Raw genomic sequence first — 16,307 nt, 5'->3', positions numbered from 1 at the left:
GTTACATATTATGCGTATTGCAGCTCAAGGACAATCTACAGATGTGGGAACTGCAACGTCATCAACATCTTCTAAGAAAGCTATTATAGAAGAAACTACGATGACTACTATTAAATCTCAGTTAATAACGCAATCACAAGGAGAAAAAATACCAGTTGCTGAGGGTCAAGAGGTATCTAAAGAAAAGTTGCAAAATGTAGTAGATACTGTGAATGAATTTTTGCAAATCAATCATAATGCTTCTAAATTTGTGTTACATGACGGTTTAGATCGTTATTTTGTACAAGTTGTTGATACCCAAACAGAAGAAGTCGTAAAAGAGATCCCTCCAAAAAAACTTTTAGACGCATATTATGAGATGCAAAAGTTATTAGGGATGATTGTGGACGAAAAAATATAAGAATATTTAGGAGGAAATATAATGGTAAATAGAATCGGCGGTTTAGCTTCAGGAATGGATATAGATTCAATAGTAAAAAAATTAATGAATGCGGAAAGAGCACCTTTAAACAAGTTATATCAAAAGAAACAAACGTACGAGTGGCAACGTGACGCATATCGAAGTGTTAATACAAAGCTAAAAACATTTGATACTTATATATCAGATAATCTAGTACTAAAAAGTCTTATTTCTAAAACGGCAGCTAGTTCTAATTCTAACTTAGTATCTGCAACTGCAACAGGAAGTGCTTCAGGAACACTGTCAATCGAGGGTGTTTCCCAATTAGCTACAGCAGCTCGTAAAGTTGGTGATCAAGTTAATGCTGTAGGAACTACGAAAATGTCCGATTTAGGAGCAACAGGAACTATAGAATTTAAAGCCATTCAAACCAACGGTCAATTAGCGAGTGAGGCAACAAAGATTGAAATTACTTCTGATATGACAGTTGATCAATTTATTAGTAAAGTGAATTCTAGTAATGCAGGAATTAGTGCTGTATTTGAAAATGGTCGATTCTCCTTTACTGCCAAAAACACTGGTGATGTTAAAGGTGATGATGAAATCAAAGTTGTAGGTGGTTTAGATATTTTCAATAAGTTAGGGTTTGCTGATCCTAATAAAGTTCAAAATACAGAAGGAAAAAATGCTATTTTCACTGTGAATGGTATAGCAACAGAAAGAACAACAAATACGTTTACGATTTCGGGTTATAATGTAACGTTAAAAGATACATTCAACGGCCTCCAAACGATTGCAGATAAATATAAAGCTGCTGTGGAAGAATTAAAAAATGCTACTACCAATTTAGCAAATAAACAAGCAAATCTTATTACAAAACAAAATGCTTATGGTGCTAGTGATATTAATAGTTATACAGCTAACCATGAAACTGCATATAAAAACGCTTTTGGAAATACTTTATCTTTGTCACAACAAGTGCAATATAACAAACTTGGAAATAATGCGTGGAGAAATTTATCAACTGATGAAATAAATTACATTAAAAACCAATCATCTGCACAAGGTATTAAAGATAATCTAGATGGAAGCTCTTTAAGTGATGAAAGCAAAGCGAAATTAAAGGATTTATCTAATGATGTGTTAGATGTTTTATTTTCAAACAAAGATCAGCTTACAGATTTTAAAGCTCAAGCAGAGTACGAAAAGTATGGTGCAAAATTAAAAGATTTTGATCAAAATGCCATCGATGCATTAAAACGTTTCTCATATGACAGTAATGATTCAATTGATAAAATTCATAAAGATATAGATGATAATCCTGAATTTACAAAAGAAGTAAAAGATGCGTTAAAATCTTTAAGTAAAGATGATTTAACTAATTTAATAGCAACAGATTCAGCAACTTTAAAAACTTATCAAGAAAAAGCTCAAGCTGAGGATTTAAAACAAAAGTATAATCAATTTGGAGATGCGTTAATTAAAGGTTTGCAAGATGGATCTAAAAAGGTTGAGGATTTAACAGAAAAACAAAAAGAGGTTTGGAATAGCTTATCCCCAGAAGAAAAAGGTCAATTCTATGATTTGGCGGATCAGAATATTAAACGTTCAGAGTATTTAACTGCCGATGCTGAAGAGAAAGCAGCTCAAACTCGTTTAACAGAAGCAACTAATACCGAAAAGGCAGCAACAGCAGATGCAAATGCGGCAGGTATTTTAAAGGATGATGGTAGTGGTGGTAAAATCGTTGACGAAGATAAAGTAAATGCTGCTCAAAAAGCACAAGCAGTCACAATGACTTCCACAACAGATGTTGATGACATCATGGCTAAAATTAAGGAGTTTATCACTACTTATAACGGTTTTATCAAAGATTTAAATGATCAAACAAAAGAAACTAAATATCGTGATTATACGCCATTGACTAGTGAGCAAAGAGAAGACATGTCAGAAAATGAGATTAAGCTTTGGGAAGAAAAAGCGAAGAGTGGGTTATTAAGAGGTGATACTCTTATTCGTGAAGGGCTTTCGGGTATGCGTTCTTTAGTATATCAATCAAATCCTGGTATTGATTCAAAATATAATACCCTTTTCAGTATTGGGATTACAACATCAAAAAACTATAATGATGGCGGTACATTAGAAATTGATGAAACAAAATTACGAAAAGTATTAGAAGAAGATCCTGATGCAGTTGAAAAACTCTTTAAAAATAGTGAAGGTAAAAAAGATGATGTAGTAGATGGAAAAACAGTCGATACACGAGGTTATTTAGAAAAACTACGTGAATCGATGAAAACTTTTGAAATTACTATTGAAAAAAAAGCTGGACGTTCTACGATGACAGACGCTCAATATGCAATCGGAAATAACCTAATGGATACAGAAAGTCGAATTAGTACTTGGAAGAGAAAACTAGAGGATATAGAATCTCGCTATTGGAAGCAATTCACAGCAATGGAGCAAGCAATAAATAAAGCAAATCAACAATCCAGCATGTTCATGCAAGGCTGAGGCTTCTAATTAAGGTAGGAGAATAATATGCATCAAACAGATCAACTATTGCAAGTGTCAGCCAATTTATTTAAGCATTTAGGTGACATTCCAAATGGTGAAGAGCGTGACGAATACATCAACACAATCAACAGCATGTTGGACAAGCGTGGAACGATTATTAAAGGGTTGAAACAAGAAGGCTTTCAATTCGATGAACAAAACCGCAATCATCGTACACTGCTTGAATTAGATAATGGTATTAAAGAGAGATTGGCTGCTGTAATGAGTGCCGTTAAACAAGACATGGCAAACCTACAAAAAACGAAAAAAAGTGAACAGCAATATTTCAACCCTTACTCCAATGTTCGTGTGATGGACGGGATGTATTACGATAAAAAGAATTGACATTTTATCTTCATTTAGTGTGGTGGAAGCCGCAAGCTGAATGAAGATAAAGCTCCGGCGGACGTCAAGAATTTTAAAAGGATGAATTATGATCACACAATTCAAAATCCCGACACAATTACGCTTGGGCGTTATTGATCAAATAGCTTTTCTTCGTAAAATGGTTTAAACTAGTAAATAAGTAACCTTTCAAAGGAGTTGTCCTTTATTGGCAGCAAATTTAACAGCACAAAACGCGTATAAACAAAATAGTGTGACTACAGCTTCTCCTGGCGAGTTGACATTAATGCTTTATAATGGATGTTTGAAATTTTTGATTAAGGCGAAACAAGCTATTCAAGAGAAAAATGTCCAAGAAAAAAATACAAATCTTATAAAGGCACAGGCAATCATTGCCGAGCTAATGTCTACACTCAATATGGATATTGAGATTTCGAAACAAATGCTACCTCTTTACGAATATATGAATCATCGTTTAGTAGAGGCAAACATTCAAAATGATGTAGCGATTATTGAAGAAGTAGAAGGATTGGTGACGGAATTCCGCGATACGTGGAAGGAAGTTATTCGCATTACTCGACAACAGCAATTTGGTCAGGGAAACAGCGGACAAATTTAGACAAAATTAGAGACCATCTTCTGATGATGGTCTCTTTTCTATATGACAGGAATAATAACTAGAAATTAACACTAAATAGTCATAAATTAGGCTATTTGACGGTAAAATATGTTACTTATTCCCTCTAGCTGTAAGAAGGGCATCGTGTCATAATCAAAGCAATATAAATGTTTAACATAGTACTGGGGTGGGAATATGATCTTTAAGCGTCAAGAAGGTTTCCGATTTAAATTTGAGGAGCCTGTTCAAATAACTTTTGCTATTTATGAGAACGGAAGGGTCAATCATGGACAAACGGCTATGGCGGACTTGCTGGACATTAGTCCACGTGGGTTAAAGATGTTTACTGAAGTGGATTTAGGCGTGAATCCTCCACCATTGGATATCCATTTTGTGCTTGATACACAAGAGGTGCGGGCTTATGGTGAAGTTATTTGGAGCCGTCCGTTTGGTAGCGGCAAGCAATATGGCATTTATTTCAATGATCAGGCACGAGTAGAAGATTTGATTGTAGAAGAATTAAAGCTGCGACGTAAAAAGGAAGCGGCAGAAGCAAAAAAGCAAAGCAACCATTAATTTTATAAAAATTTTTTGTAAAAAAAAGAATTATTTTAGAGGAATTTCACACACTTGTGTAGAAATAGATAGTATAGCAGTTATAAAGGAGGAGTTTACATGTTAAACTTTAACATTCGTGGTGAAAATATTGAGGTAACTCCAGCTATTCGTGAGTATGTTGAGAATAAAATCGAAAAAGTTGAACGTTATTTTAACGAAGATGTTAACGCCAATGCTAACGTAAATTTAAAGGTTTATAATGACAAGCAAACAAAAGTGGAAGTCACAGTTCCGATGAAGAACTTAACTCTTCGTGCTGAAGAGCGTCATAATGACATGTATGCTGCGGTTGATCTAATCGTTGATAAATTAGAGCGTCAAATTCGTAAGCATAAAACAAAAGTAAACCGTAAATTCCGTGAGCGAGAAGGTGCAGGCCTTTATTTTGCTACTACACAAGCAGCCGCTGATGCTACTACAGAGGAAGAGGAATACTCAATTGTACGTACAAAGCAATTTGATTTAAAACCGATGGATCAAGAAGAGGCTGTTTTACAAATGAATATGTTAGGGCATGATTTCTATGTCTTTACAGATGCTGAATCTAATGGCACAAATATTGTGTATAAACGTAAAGACGGTAAATATGGCTTAATCGAAACAACTTAAAACTTCATGATGACAAAGGCTCTCGCGATGGCGAGAGTCTTTTTTGTATGACTTTCTTCTGCAAGTAGGGTGACTGTTTGCATGAAACTGTTACACAATGGTAAAATGGAAGTTGAATCTATATAGGAAGTGAAAAACATTCATGGCAAACCTATTAAATAAATTATTTGATTTCAATAAACGTGAGTTAAAAAAATTAGAAAAAATAGCTGACCAAGTAGAGGGATTTGCTTCTCAAATGGAACAGCTTTCAGATGAACAATTACAAGCAAAAACAGAAGAGTTTAAAAAGCGTTATGCTGATGGAGAGCATTTAGAGTCGATTCGTGCAGAGGCTTTTGCTGTTTGTCGCGAAGCATCTAAACGTGTTTTAGAGATGTATCCTTTCCGTGTTCAAATCATGGGGGCTGCTTCACTGGATGAAGGTAATATTTCAGAGATGAAAACAGGTGAAGGTAAAACATTAACAGCTACTATGGCGGTTTATTTAAACGCGATTACTGGTAAAGGTGTACATGTTGTAACAGTCAATGAATATTTGGCTAGTCGTGATGCTGCTGAGATGGGACAGCTGTATAATTTCTTAGGTCTTACAGTAGGTTTAAATTTAAATAGCCTGTCAAAAGAAGAGAAGCGTGCGGCATATGAAGCGGATATTACTTATAGTACAAACAATGAATTAGGATTTGACTATTTACGTGACAATATGGTGCTTTATAAAGAAGAACGTGTTCAACGACCACTTCACTATGCCGTAATCGATGAAGTGGACTCTATTTTAATTGATGAGGCTCGTACGCCATTAATTATTTCGGGTCAAGCTGGGAAATCAGCACAGTTGTACAAACAGTCTAATGCTTTTGTACGCATGTTAAGTGCAGATACAGATTACACATACGAAGAGTCGACAAAAGGTGTTACATTAACAGATGCAGGTGTAGAAAAGGCAGAAAAAGCATTTGGGATCGACAATTTGTTTGATTTAACACATGTACGCTTAAATCATGCCATTAACCAATCGTTAAAGGCACATGTGAGTATGCATAATGATGTTGACTATGTTGTCCAAGAGGGCGAAATTGTAATTGTTGACGGCTTTACGGGCCGTTTAATGAAGGGCCGTCGATATTCTGATGGACTTCACCAAGCAATTGAAGCCAAAGAGGGCGTTGACATTCAAAATGAATCGATGACAATGGCTACCATTACGTTCCAAAACTATTTCCGTATGTACCAAAAGCTTGCGGGTATGACAGGTACAGCGAAAACAGAGGAAGAAGAGTTCCGAAATATTTACAACATGAGCGTTATTGCGATTCCAACGAATAAACCAATAGCTCGTGATGACCGTCCAGATTTAATTTTTGCTTCGATGGAAGGAAAATATAAAGCGGTGGCGGCCGATATTGCTGAGCGTCATAAGGCGGGACAACCTGTGCTTGTTGGTACAGTTGCAATTGAAACATCTGAAATTATTTCGCAGTTACTTGATAAACATAAAATCCCTCATAATGTCTTGAATGCGAAAAACCATGAACGCGAGGCAGAAATTATTGCAAATGCCGGTACTAAGGGCGCAGTAACGATTGCGACAAACATGGCGGGTCGTGGTACAGATATTAAACCAGGTGAAGGTGTACTAGAAATTGGTGGTTTAGCGGTCATCGGGACAGAGCGACATGAATCACGTCGTATCGATAACCAGCTTCGTGGACGTTCTGGTCGTCAAGGGAATCCAGGGGTTACGCAGTTCTATCTATCCCTAGAAGATGATTTAATGCGTCGTTTTGGCTCTGATAATATGAAGTCGATGATGATGCGCTTAGGCATGGATGATTCTCAGCCATTGCAATCAAAAGTTGTGTCGAGAGCTGTAGAATCAGCGCAGAAACGTGTCGAAGGTAATAACTTTGACGCACGTAAACGTTTATTACAATATGACGATGTGCTACGTCAGCAACGTGAGATTATTTATAAAGAGCGTTATGATGTATTGGAAACAGAGAATATGCGTGTACTCGTAGAGTCTATGATTCAAGAGACAATCGATAATGTTGTTGGTCTGTATACTCAGGGTGAGCAGAAAGATTGGAACTTAAAAGCAATTGAAGATTTTGTAGCGGCTAATCTGTTAGAAGAGGGTCAGCTTAAAGTAGCAGATTTCCAAGGCAAGTCTGCTGAAGACATTAATCAGTTGGTTTCGGATGCTGTTCATGCTCGTTATGATGAAAAAGAGGCAGAACTGACACCAGAGCGTATGCGTGAGTTTGAAAAGGTAATTTTATTACGTTCTATTGATACGAAATGGATTGATCATATCGATGCGATGGACCAACTTCGTCAAGGTATCCATCTACGTGCATATGGACAAAATGATCCACTTCGAGAATATCAACAAGAAGGCTTTGCTATGTTTGAGGATATGGTTGCGTCTATTCGTGAGGATGTTGCGAAATATGCAATGAAGGCAGAAATTCGCAGTAATCTTGAGCGTGAAGAGGTGGCGAAGGGCCAAGCGGTTAATCCGAAGGAAGAAGGCGGCTCAGCTCCGAAAAAACAACCTGTGCGTAAGTCTGAAAATATTGGTCGTAATGATTTATGCCCATGTGGAAGCGGCAAGAAATTTAAAAACTGTCATGGTGCAGGTCAATAATATATTAGTGAAAAAAATCATTTTAACTACATGTTGAAATGGTTTTTTTCTTTTGACATTATACTGTTTTAGGAAGAAATTTAGGAATAAAAGTCAGAATTTATAGACAATTGAAAAATATGGGTATACAATAGCTGTAATATTAGGATTTTAGTTCAGGGAAGCTCCCGTTATTATCCTAAATAAGAAGGTGCTATGAAGACTTAGACCTAGAAAGGGAAGGGGTGCTATGCATGATAATAAAGCAATTTTACGAGTCACAAACATCTGGAATGTACGAATATTGGTATATCCCTTTTTATTTTAATTGAAAAAACATAAAGTGTATAAAGGAGGACTATAGGTGCATAAAAAAGATATTATGAATAGTGAAACGATGATGTATATGCCTGTGTATGATTCCTTTGGAAATTTATGTACGCGGGTGATTGAGAAAAATAATGAATATCTATCGAAATTAGCACCAACGAAGTTAATGGACTATAACCTTCGTTATTTTGGTTCGAGTTTAAGAGGGGCATTTGATGGCTCGAAAATGATTTTAGGAAAGCTTAATAAAAATCCAATTGTAGTGGATGAACGATGTAATATTTTATGGTTTCCAAGTAAGTCTCCTCTACAACCTGAATGTATCTGGTTCGCCGTTCATCATATTGATGAATATATCGCTGTGGATAAAAAGAGAGCAAAAATAACTTTTACGAATGGCAAAGAACTGGTAGTGGATGTCAGTGTTAAAGCGTTAGAATATCGTATTCAGAGAGCCTATTTATTAAAATATAGGTTAGAAAAACGAACAAAGCATTTGCTTGTTCAGTATGACCGTGTAAAGGTTTTTCAGCGTCTCGCTCTTAATATGCTAGAGGACGAGACACAGGATCATTGATTACTCCGAGAAAACAACTGCTAGATAGTATGTTTTCCTTTGTAAAAACGTTATAATGAAAAGATACGGAGCTTTGTGAGTGCAATGTTAGCTCCATTACTAACGTTCGGAGGATTTAACAATGATTGAATTAGCAGATGTACGCAATGTGTTAGACACTACAGCCAAAAAACTGGCGGACTTCAGGGGGTCTCTTTGACTTAGAAAACAAAGAGGCACGCATTCAGGAGCTAGATGAAATGATGCTAGAGCCTGGCTTTTGGGATGATCAGCAAGGGGCACAGGTGACCATCAATGAAGGCAATGGCTTAAAAGCAATCGTCAATGAATATAAAGATTTAGTGGAAACCCATGAAAATTTAGATATGACACTGGAGCTTTTACAGGAAGAGCCAGATGAAGAGTTACAGGAAGAACTAGGCAAAGAGCTAGCAGAATTCCAGCAAAAAATGGGGGATTTTGAGCTGCAATTGCTGTTAAGTGGTCCATATGATCAAAACAATGCCATTTTAGAGCTACACCCTGGTGCCGGTGGAACGGAATCTCAGGACTGGGGTTCTATGCTGTTACGTATGTATACAAGATGGGCGGAGAAACGTGGATTTAAAGTGGAGACTGTGGACTATCTTCCTGGTGATGAAGCAGGGATTAAATCGGTAACATTGTCGATTAAAGGTCACAATGCTTTCGGTTATTTACAGGCTGAAAAAGGCGTGCATCGTCTAGTGCGTATCTCACCATTCGATTCGTCAGGCCGTCGTCATACATCATTTGTTTCTTGTGATGTTATGCCAGAGTTCGACGAAAATATTGAAATCGACATTCGCACAGAGGATTTAAAAATTGATACGTATCGTGCTACAGGTGCGGGTGGCCAGCATATTAATACGACAGATTCAGCAGTTCGTATTACACATATTCCGACTGGTACTGTTGTACAGTGTCAAGCAGAGCGTTCACAGATTAAAAACCGTGAAAAAGCGATGACGATGCTAAAAGGAAAATTATATCAATTAGAGTTAGATAAGCAGCAAGCGCAACTAGATGAAATACGTGGTGAGCAAAAGGAAATCGGCTGGGGCTCACAAATTCGTTCGTATGTATTCCACCCATACTCTATGGTGAAGGATCACCGTACGAATGAAGAAACAGGTAATGTTGGTGCAGTGATGGACGGCGATTTAGATCCGTTTATTAATGCCTATTTACGCTCGAAAATTGGCTAATACACAAATCCCCCAAGAGGTGTTCTTGGGGGATTTTCTAGTTAAAAGGGAGGGTGATATGGCGCATCTTGGCTAAGCTGCTTGCGCTCGTTCATGTAATATTTATAGAGCATCGATGCATTCAAAAACTGTTTACTAATCGAGGCATATTGAATAGGTAGTTCAATTGTTTTACCATTTTTTAATGTGACAACACACCCCGTCTGACTTGGTGTAATATTGATAATCGCGTGAAGTCCAATCCATATATTATGAATGGAATTCGGGGAATAAGTTGGTAGAAAAATACAGGGATAGCCGTAGTCAAAGGCCACGACGATTGGTAGCTTATGTTGATTGCCAAAGAAACGTTTAGCCGATAGTTTTGCAGCTTCATAGGTTGAACCTAATGAGATACAAGATTTTCGAAGCACATGCATCGGTTTACGCGTGACGATCAGCTCATTGTGCTTATCGATAACATGAGTGAAAACCTTGGAGTTGTGCTGAATAGGTTGAAGCAAGTAAGTGTTGAATGAAATTAAGTAGCTATTGACAAAATTGCTAGTCATATAGAGAGAGCCTCCTTTTTCTGTTGATAACGGTAGTGTAGAACAAAAGGGGAGTTTCAAAAAATAGACAAAGTAGCTGAAAACCCTTCAGAAAAGAATGAAATGCTTAGAGAATTCACTGCAAATGTCACGAGATTAATAGCTAATCCAAGTTATTTTCAATTCGTAAGCATTGCAATTTAATTTCAATTTTCATATAATTTAGAAAAGGATCGAGGTGAGATCGTTGGATAAATATTATTCGTACACAGATTTTCTAAAAGCCGTGGGTCAGTCGAAAAAAGTTGATGAGGCAGAGAAATTATTAAACGAGATTTATTTAGATTTATTTTTAAATCGTATCCAGCGTATGCATCGTCAAGAGCAGCTCATGGTTCTGATAGACAGAGTACTCGATGAAAAAGATGAAAACGCATTTTACCAATACGCAGCCGAACTACATTCCTTGCAGCAAACAGAGGATGAATCATACTAAACGAACCCGCTCTCCATGTCTAGTGGAGAGCGGGATTTTTTTGATTGAAGGAGGGCTGCTCGTTCAAAAAGTGAGAGTCTTCGCTTATAAAAGAGGGAGAGTTGCTCAGAAAGTAAGAACTCCTGCTCAGGAGTAAATCCGCTCTCAAAGCAAGAGCCCTGGCTCATAAAAGAATGCAACCCACGCCAAAAATCTGTTACCCCACTCACAAAAGCAGAAGCCCTCTACTGAAAATATGGTGACTTCTACTCAAGAATCGAAATCTATTGAATAGATTAAGCTTGAAAACGTGTTGAAGCGGCTATTATGAGAGTAATAAGTATTCTTCGCTTCACGGTTATTCATTTAAATTTTAGGGATAAAAAAATTTTTTACAAACATTCGTTCGTTAAATGTTCGAAATTTTAATATTGCTATGCTAAAATATATGTACAAATTGGAAGGAAAGGACGGGGACATGTGTGCAAACATTTGATTTACAAGCGCCATATCAGCCTAACGGGGATCAGCCACAGGCAATTGCGGAATTAGTGGAGGGTGTGAAAGCGGGCAAGCGTCATCAAACATTACTTGGTGCTACAGGAACAGGTAAAACGTTTACCATTTCTAATGTCATCCAGCAAATTAAAAAACCAACACTCATTATGGCACATAATAAAACACTAGCTGGCCAGTTATATAGTGAGTTTAAAGAGTTCTTCCCGAATAATGCTGTTGAATATTTTGTCAGCTACTATGATTACTACCAACCAGAAGCCTATGTACCGCAGACAGATACCTATATAGAAAAAGATTCCAGCATTAACGATGAAATTGATAAGCTGCGTCACTCTGCTACTTCTGCATTATTTGAGCGTGATGATGTCATCATTATTGCATCTGTGTCCTGTATTTATGGTTTAGGTTCTCCTGAAGAGTATCGAGAAATGGTTGTATCGATTCGCACAGGTATGGAAATTGAACGTAATCAGCTACTGCGCAAACTTGTAAATGTTCAATACGAGCGTAATGATGTCAGTTTTACTCGGGGGACATTTCGGGTACGTGGAGATGTAGTGGAAATTTTCCCAGCCTCACGTGACGAGCATTGTATTCGGGTGGAGTTTTTCGGTGATGAAATCGATCGTATTCGAGAGGTGGATGCCTTAACTGGAGAAATTTTATCGGATCGAGAGCATGTTGCTATATTCCCGGCATCCCACTTCGTTACACGAGAAGAGAAAATGCGAAAAGCGATTGAAAACATTGAAAAAGAATTAGAGGAACGTCTTGCGTTGCTACGTGCAGAGGATAAATTACTAGAGGCACAGCGCCTAGAGCAACGGACACGTTATGATTTAGAAATGATGCGTGAAATGGGCTTTTGCTCAGGGATTGAAAACTATTCACGCCATTTAACATTGCGTGGAGCAGGTGCCACTCCATATACATTGCTAGATTACTTCCCAGATGACTTTTTGCTTGTAGTAGATGAAAGTCACGTAACACTTCCTCAGGTTCGTGGTATGTATAATGGTGACCAAGCTCGTAAAGGTGTACTCGTAGAACATGGTTTCCGTTTGCCATCAGCACTTGATAACCGTCCACTACGTTTTGAAGAATACGAAAACCGAGTGCATCAGGCCATTTATGTATCAGCCACACCAGGCCCTTATGAGCTGGAGCATACGCCGGAAATGGTTGAGCAAATTATTCGACCTACTGGATTATTGGATCCGTTAATTGAAGTGCGACCTATTGAAGGGCAAATCGATAATTTAATTGATGAAATTCAAGATCGAATTGCCCAAAATGAACGGGTTTTAGTGACAACATTAACGAAGAAAATGTCAGAAGATTTAACGGCTTACTTGAAAGAAATGGGCTTAAAGGTCGAGTACCTACATTCCGAAATTAAAACGCTAGAACGTATTGAGATTATTCGTGAGCTACGTAAAGGAACGTACGATGTACTCATCGGTATTAATCTCTTGCGTGAAGGGCTTGATATTCCTGAGGTGTCACTTGTAGCGATTCTTGATGCTGATAAAGAAGGATTTTTACGTTCGGAACGTTCATTAATTCAAACGATTGGTCGTGCTGCACGTAATGCAAATGGTCATGTCATTATGTATGCGGACCATGTAACAGATTCGATGAAAAAGGCAATTGATGAAACACAACGTCGTCGTGCATTGCAAATGGCTTACAACGAGGAGCATGGCATAACGCCTCAAACCATTATCAAGAAAATCCCAGATGTAATTCGTGCGACACAAGTGGCAGAAGAAGAAGAATCCTATGTGACAAAGGCTACGAAAGGCAAAAAGCTGACAAAGGCGGAAAGAGAACAGCTTTTGGCTTCCTTAGAGGTCGAAATGAAGGAAGCAGCAAAAGCGCTTGATTTTGAACGTGCGGCTGAGTTGCGAGATACAATATTTGAATTGAAGGTAGAAGGGTGAATGACTTGTGAAAAATACTGAAATTGTCGTGCAAGGTGCACGTGCTCATAATTTAAAAAATATCAATGTCACAATTCCACGTGACCAATTAGTCGTATTAACAGGTTTATCAGGCTCAGGAAAATCTTCTCTAGCATTTGACACAATTTATGCGGAGGGCCAACGTCGTTATGTTGAGTCCCTTTCTGCCTATGCCCGTCAATTTTTAGGACAAATGGATAAGCCAGATGTCGATGCAATAGAAGGATTATCGCCTGCTATTTCCATTGACCAAAAAACAACGAGTCGTAATCCACGTTCTACGGTTGGTACGGTAACGGAAATCTATGATTACTTACGATTACTTTATGCACGCATTGGTAAACCGATCTGTCCAAATCATGGCATAGAAATCACTTCCCAAACGATTGAGCAGATGGTAGACCGTTTATTATCATATCCAGAAAGAACAAAAATGCAGCTTCTTGCGCCGATGGTTTCTGGACGCAAGGGAACCCATGTTAAACTGCTAGAGGATTTAAAAAAGCAAGGGTTTGTTCGTGTGCGAATTGATGGGGAATTACGGGATTTAGATGATGCGATTGATCTTGATAAAAATAAAAAGCACTCGATTGAAGTAGTAGTGGACCGTGTTGTTATGAAGGAAGGTATTGCCTCACGTTTGAGTGATTCCTTAGAAACAGCTTTACGTTTGGCTGATGGTCGTGTACTTGTTGATGTGATGGAGTATGAAGAATTATTATTTAGTGAACATCATGCCTGCCCGATATGTGGTTTTTCTATAGGCGAGCTAGAGCCTCGTATGTTTTCATTTAATAGCCCGTTTGGTGCTTGCACAAGCTGCGATGGCTTAGGCTCAACACAGGAAGTGGATTTAGATTTAGTCGTTCCAGATTGGGATCGTTCCTTGTTAGAGCATGCTATTGCTCCATGGGAACCGACTAGTTCACAGTACTATCCACAATTATTAAAAGCGGTGTGTGATCATTATGATATCCCAATGGACGTGCCTGTGAAGGATTTACCAAAGGAAAAGATGGATAAGGTTTTATATGGCTCAGGAAAAGACAAAATTCACTTCCATTATGAAAATGAGTTTGGCAATGTGCGAGACCAAATGATTGAATTTGAAGGTGTTGTGCGCAATGTGGAACGCCGTTTTAAAGAAACAACATCCGATTATGTTCGTGAACAAATGGAAAAATATATGGCACAGCAGCCATGTCCGTCCTGTAAAGGTTATCGTTTAAAGCCTGAGACGTTAGCTGTGAAAGTAGCAGATAAGCATATTGGTGAAGTCACACAATATTCAATTCAGGAAGCGGACACATTTTTCAAAGAGTTGGATTTAACTGAAAAGGATATGCAAATTGCTCGACTGGTTTTACGAGAAATTGAAGAACGATTGGGCTTCCTTGTCAATGTAGGTTTAGATTATTTGACATTGAGTCGTGCAGCAGGGACATTATCAGGCGGAGAGGCGCAACGTATTCGGCTCGCTACACAAATCGGCTCACGTTTAACAGGAGTTCTCTATATTTTAGATGAGCCTTCGATTGGTTTGCATCAACGTGATAATGATCGTTTAATTAACACGCTGCAAAATATGCGTGATATCGGCAATACGTTAATTGTGGTAGAGCATGATGAAGATACGATGTTGGCAGCCGATTATCTTATTGATGTGGGACCTGGAGCAGGTGTTCATGGCGGTCAAATTGTGGCAGCAGGCACACCACAGGAAGTTATGAAGAATGAAAACTCTCTAACAGGGCAATATTTAAGTGGTAAAAAATTCATTCCATTACCAGTGGAAAGACGTCAACCAAATGGTCGTAAGCTGTCCATTAAAGGTGCTAAGGAAAATAATTTACGTAACGTCAAAGTGGATGTGCCACTGGGTTTATTTGTAGCGGTGACAGGTGTGTCAGGCTCTGGGAAATCGACACTGATAAATGAAATTTTATATAAATCATTGGCACAGAAGCTGAATCGTTCAAAGGTTAAGCCTGGAGAACATAAAGAAGTGACGGGCCTTGATGAGCTTGAAAAAGTAATCGATATTGACCAATCACCAATTGGTCGTACGCCTCGTTCAAACCCAGCAACGTATACAGGTGTCTTTGATGATATTCGTGATGTTTTTGCGGCAACAAATGAAGCAAAGGTACGAGGCTATAAAAAAGGTCGCTTTAGCTTTAATGTGAAAGGTGGACGCTGTGAAGCATGTCGAGGAGATGGCATTATTAAAATCGAAATGCACTTCCTTCCAGATGTTTATGTTCCATGTGAGGTATGTCATGGCAAACGTTATAATCGTGAAACACTTGAAGTGAAGTATAAAGATAAGAGTATTGCAGATATACTTGATATGACGATTGAAAATGCAGTAGTGTTCTTTGAAAATATTCCTAAAATCCAGCGTAAACTACAAACAATTGTCGATGTGGGCTTGGGCTATATGAAATTGGGACAACCAGCTACCACTTTATCGGGTGGTGAGGCACAGCGCGTAAAGCTAGCCTCTGAGTTACACCGACGATCTACAGGGAAATCCTTCTATATTTTGGATGAGCCAACGACAGGTTTACATGCCGATGATATTGCTCGATTGCTAGTCGTGTTGCAGCGGCTTGTTGAAAATGGGGACTCTGTATTAGTCATTGAGCATAATTTAGACGTTATTAAAACCGCTGATTATATCATCGACTTAGGGCCAGAAGGTGGAGATAAAGGTGGCACTATCGTTGCAACAGGTACACCAGAAGAGGTAGTAAAAGTCGCTGGCTCTTACACAGGGAAATACTTAAAACCTATCCTGGAACGTGATCGTCTGCGAATGGATGCATTGCTAGTAGAAGCGTCTCAATCTTAACAGACCCAATTTATTCAATTTTGCAGTGAAACTTTTCATATGATGAATCGTAT

At 38.2% G+C, this 16,307-nt stretch carries 13 protein-coding genes; 12 read left to right on the top strand and 1 reads right to left on the bottom strand.

The features are described 5' to 3' along the window. The first annotated feature begins 10 nt into the window (after positions 1 to 10). The 9 genes from flaG to prfB all read left to right on the top strand — a co-directional run bounded on the left by flaG (position 11) and on the right by prfB (position 9,912). Entirely contained in the window at positions 11 to 400 is a 390-nt protein-coding gene (gene flaG / locus CRI88_RS04800; RefSeq protein WP_089934818.1) for a flagellar protein FlaG, read from the top strand. A 21-nt stretch (positions 401 to 421) separates the two neighbouring features. Further along, complete coding sequence (gene fliD, locus CRI88_RS04795; RefSeq protein ID WP_089934819.1) at positions 422 to 2,914, top strand: flagellar filament capping protein FliD; 2,493 nt, start codon at positions 422 to 424, stop codon at positions 2,912 to 2,914. Positions 2,915 to 2,941: 27 nt separating this feature from the next. Next, on the top strand, positions 2,942 to 3,301 hold the full coding sequence (locus CRI88_RS04790; protein WP_089934820.1) for a flagellar protein FliT: 360 nt from the start codon (positions 2,942 to 2,944) through the stop codon (positions 3,299 to 3,301). A gap of 208 nt (positions 3,302 to 3,509) precedes the next feature. After that, a complete protein-coding gene (gene fliS / locus CRI88_RS04785) occupies positions 3,510 to 3,920 on the top strand; it encodes a flagellar export chaperone FliS (RefSeq protein WP_058843826.1) in 411 nt (136 codons plus the stop codon). A gap of 195 nt (positions 3,921 to 4,115) precedes the next feature. Further along, the gene (locus CRI88_RS04780; RefSeq protein WP_036121003.1) at positions 4,116 to 4,496 is read left to right on the top strand and encodes a PilZ domain-containing protein; all 381 of its coding nucleotides are present in this window, start codon (positions 4,116 to 4,118) and stop codon (positions 4,494 to 4,496) included. A 99-nt stretch (positions 4,497 to 4,595) separates the two neighbouring features. Continuing rightward, positions 4,596 to 5,147, top strand: a complete 552-nt coding sequence (hpf, locus tag CRI88_RS04775) for a ribosome hibernation-promoting factor, HPF/YfiA family (RefSeq protein WP_036121000.1) — start codon at positions 4,596 to 4,598, stop codon at positions 5,145 to 5,147. Between the two features lie 142 nt (positions 5,148 to 5,289). Beyond that, on the top strand, positions 5,290 to 7,800 hold the full coding sequence (gene secA / locus CRI88_RS04770) for a preprotein translocase subunit SecA (RefSeq protein WP_036120997.1): 2,511 nt from the start codon (positions 5,290 to 5,292) through the stop codon (positions 7,798 to 7,800). 343 nt (positions 7,801 to 8,143) lie between these two features. Next, positions 8,144 to 8,686 (top strand): competence protein ComK, encoded by a 543-nt coding sequence (locus CRI88_RS04765; RefSeq protein ID WP_036120994.1) that lies wholly within the window; start codon positions 8,144 to 8,146, stop codon positions 8,684 to 8,686. Positions 8,687 to 8,807: 121 nt separating this feature from the next. After that, a protein-coding gene (gene prfB, locus CRI88_RS04760; protein WP_283778204.1) for a peptide chain release factor 2 occupies positions 8,808 to 9,912 on the top strand; the annotation gives its coding sequence in 2 pieces (ribosomal slippage) (positions 8,808 to 8,882 and positions 8,884 to 9,912; 1,104 coding nt in all). A gap of 41 nt (positions 9,913 to 9,953) precedes the next feature. On the opposite strand, the gene CRI88_RS04755 is transcribed toward prfB, so the two are convergent. Continuing rightward, positions 9,954 to 10,463, bottom strand: coding sequence for a competence protein ComK (locus CRI88_RS04755; RefSeq protein ID WP_036120991.1), 510 nt, complete (start codon positions 10,461 to 10,463; stop codon positions 9,954 to 9,956). A gap of 226 nt (positions 10,464 to 10,689) precedes the next feature. Here CRI88_RS04755 and CRI88_RS04750 point away from each other — a divergent pair, with 226 nt between their 5' ends. The 3 genes from CRI88_RS04750 to uvrA all read left to right on the top strand — a co-directional run bounded on the left by CRI88_RS04750 (position 10,690) and on the right by uvrA (position 16,254). Continuing rightward, entirely contained in the window at positions 10,690 to 10,938 is a 249-nt protein-coding gene (locus CRI88_RS04750) for an IDEAL domain-containing protein (RefSeq protein WP_036120988.1), read from the top strand. Positions 10,939 to 11,399: 461 nt separating this feature from the next. Further along, positions 11,400 to 13,379 carry an excinuclease ABC subunit UvrB gene (gene uvrB / locus CRI88_RS04745; RefSeq protein WP_101966438.1) on the top strand — a complete coding sequence of 660 codons (1,980 nt, stop codon included), beginning with the start codon at positions 11,400 to 11,402 and terminating at the stop codon, positions 13,377 to 13,379. 7 nt (positions 13,380 to 13,386) lie between these two features. Next, positions 13,387 to 16,254, top strand: coding sequence for an excinuclease ABC subunit UvrA (gene uvrA, locus CRI88_RS04740; protein ID WP_101966437.1), 2,868 nt, complete (start codon positions 13,387 to 13,389; stop codon positions 16,252 to 16,254). The last annotated feature ends 53 nt before the right edge of the window (positions 16,255 to 16,307 follow it).

The organism is Lysinibacillus fusiformis, assembly GCF_002845985.1.
Classification (GTDB): Bacteria; Bacillota; Bacilli; order Bacillales_A; family Planococcaceae; genus Lysinibacillus; species Lysinibacillus fusiformis_D.
This window is presented reverse-complemented; position numbering and strand designations above follow the sequence as displayed.

Coding starts and splice junctions, on each gene's coding strand:
- hpf (WP_036121000.1), top strand. CDS start 4,596: ATGTTAAACTTTAACATTCGTGGTGAAAATATTGAGGTAACTCCAGCT.
- CRI88_RS04755 (WP_036120991.1), bottom strand. CDS start 10,463: ATGACTAGCAATTTTGTCAATAGCTACTTAATTTCATTCAACACTTAC.
- CRI88_RS04780 (WP_036121003.1), top strand. CDS start 4,116: ATGATCTTTAAGCGTCAAGAAGGTTTCCGATTTAAATTTGAGGAGCCT.
- flaG (WP_089934818.1), top strand. CDS start 11: ATGCGTATTGCAGCTCAAGGACAATCTACAGATGTGGGAACTGCAACG.
- fliD (WP_089934819.1), top strand. CDS start 422: ATGGTAAATAGAATCGGCGGTTTAGCTTCAGGAATGGATATAGATTCA.
- CRI88_RS04790 (WP_089934820.1), top strand. CDS start 2,942: ATGCATCAAACAGATCAACTATTGCAAGTGTCAGCCAATTTATTTAAG.
- secA (WP_036120997.1), top strand. CDS start 5,290: ATGGCAAACCTATTAAATAAATTATTTGATTTCAATAAACGTGAGTTA.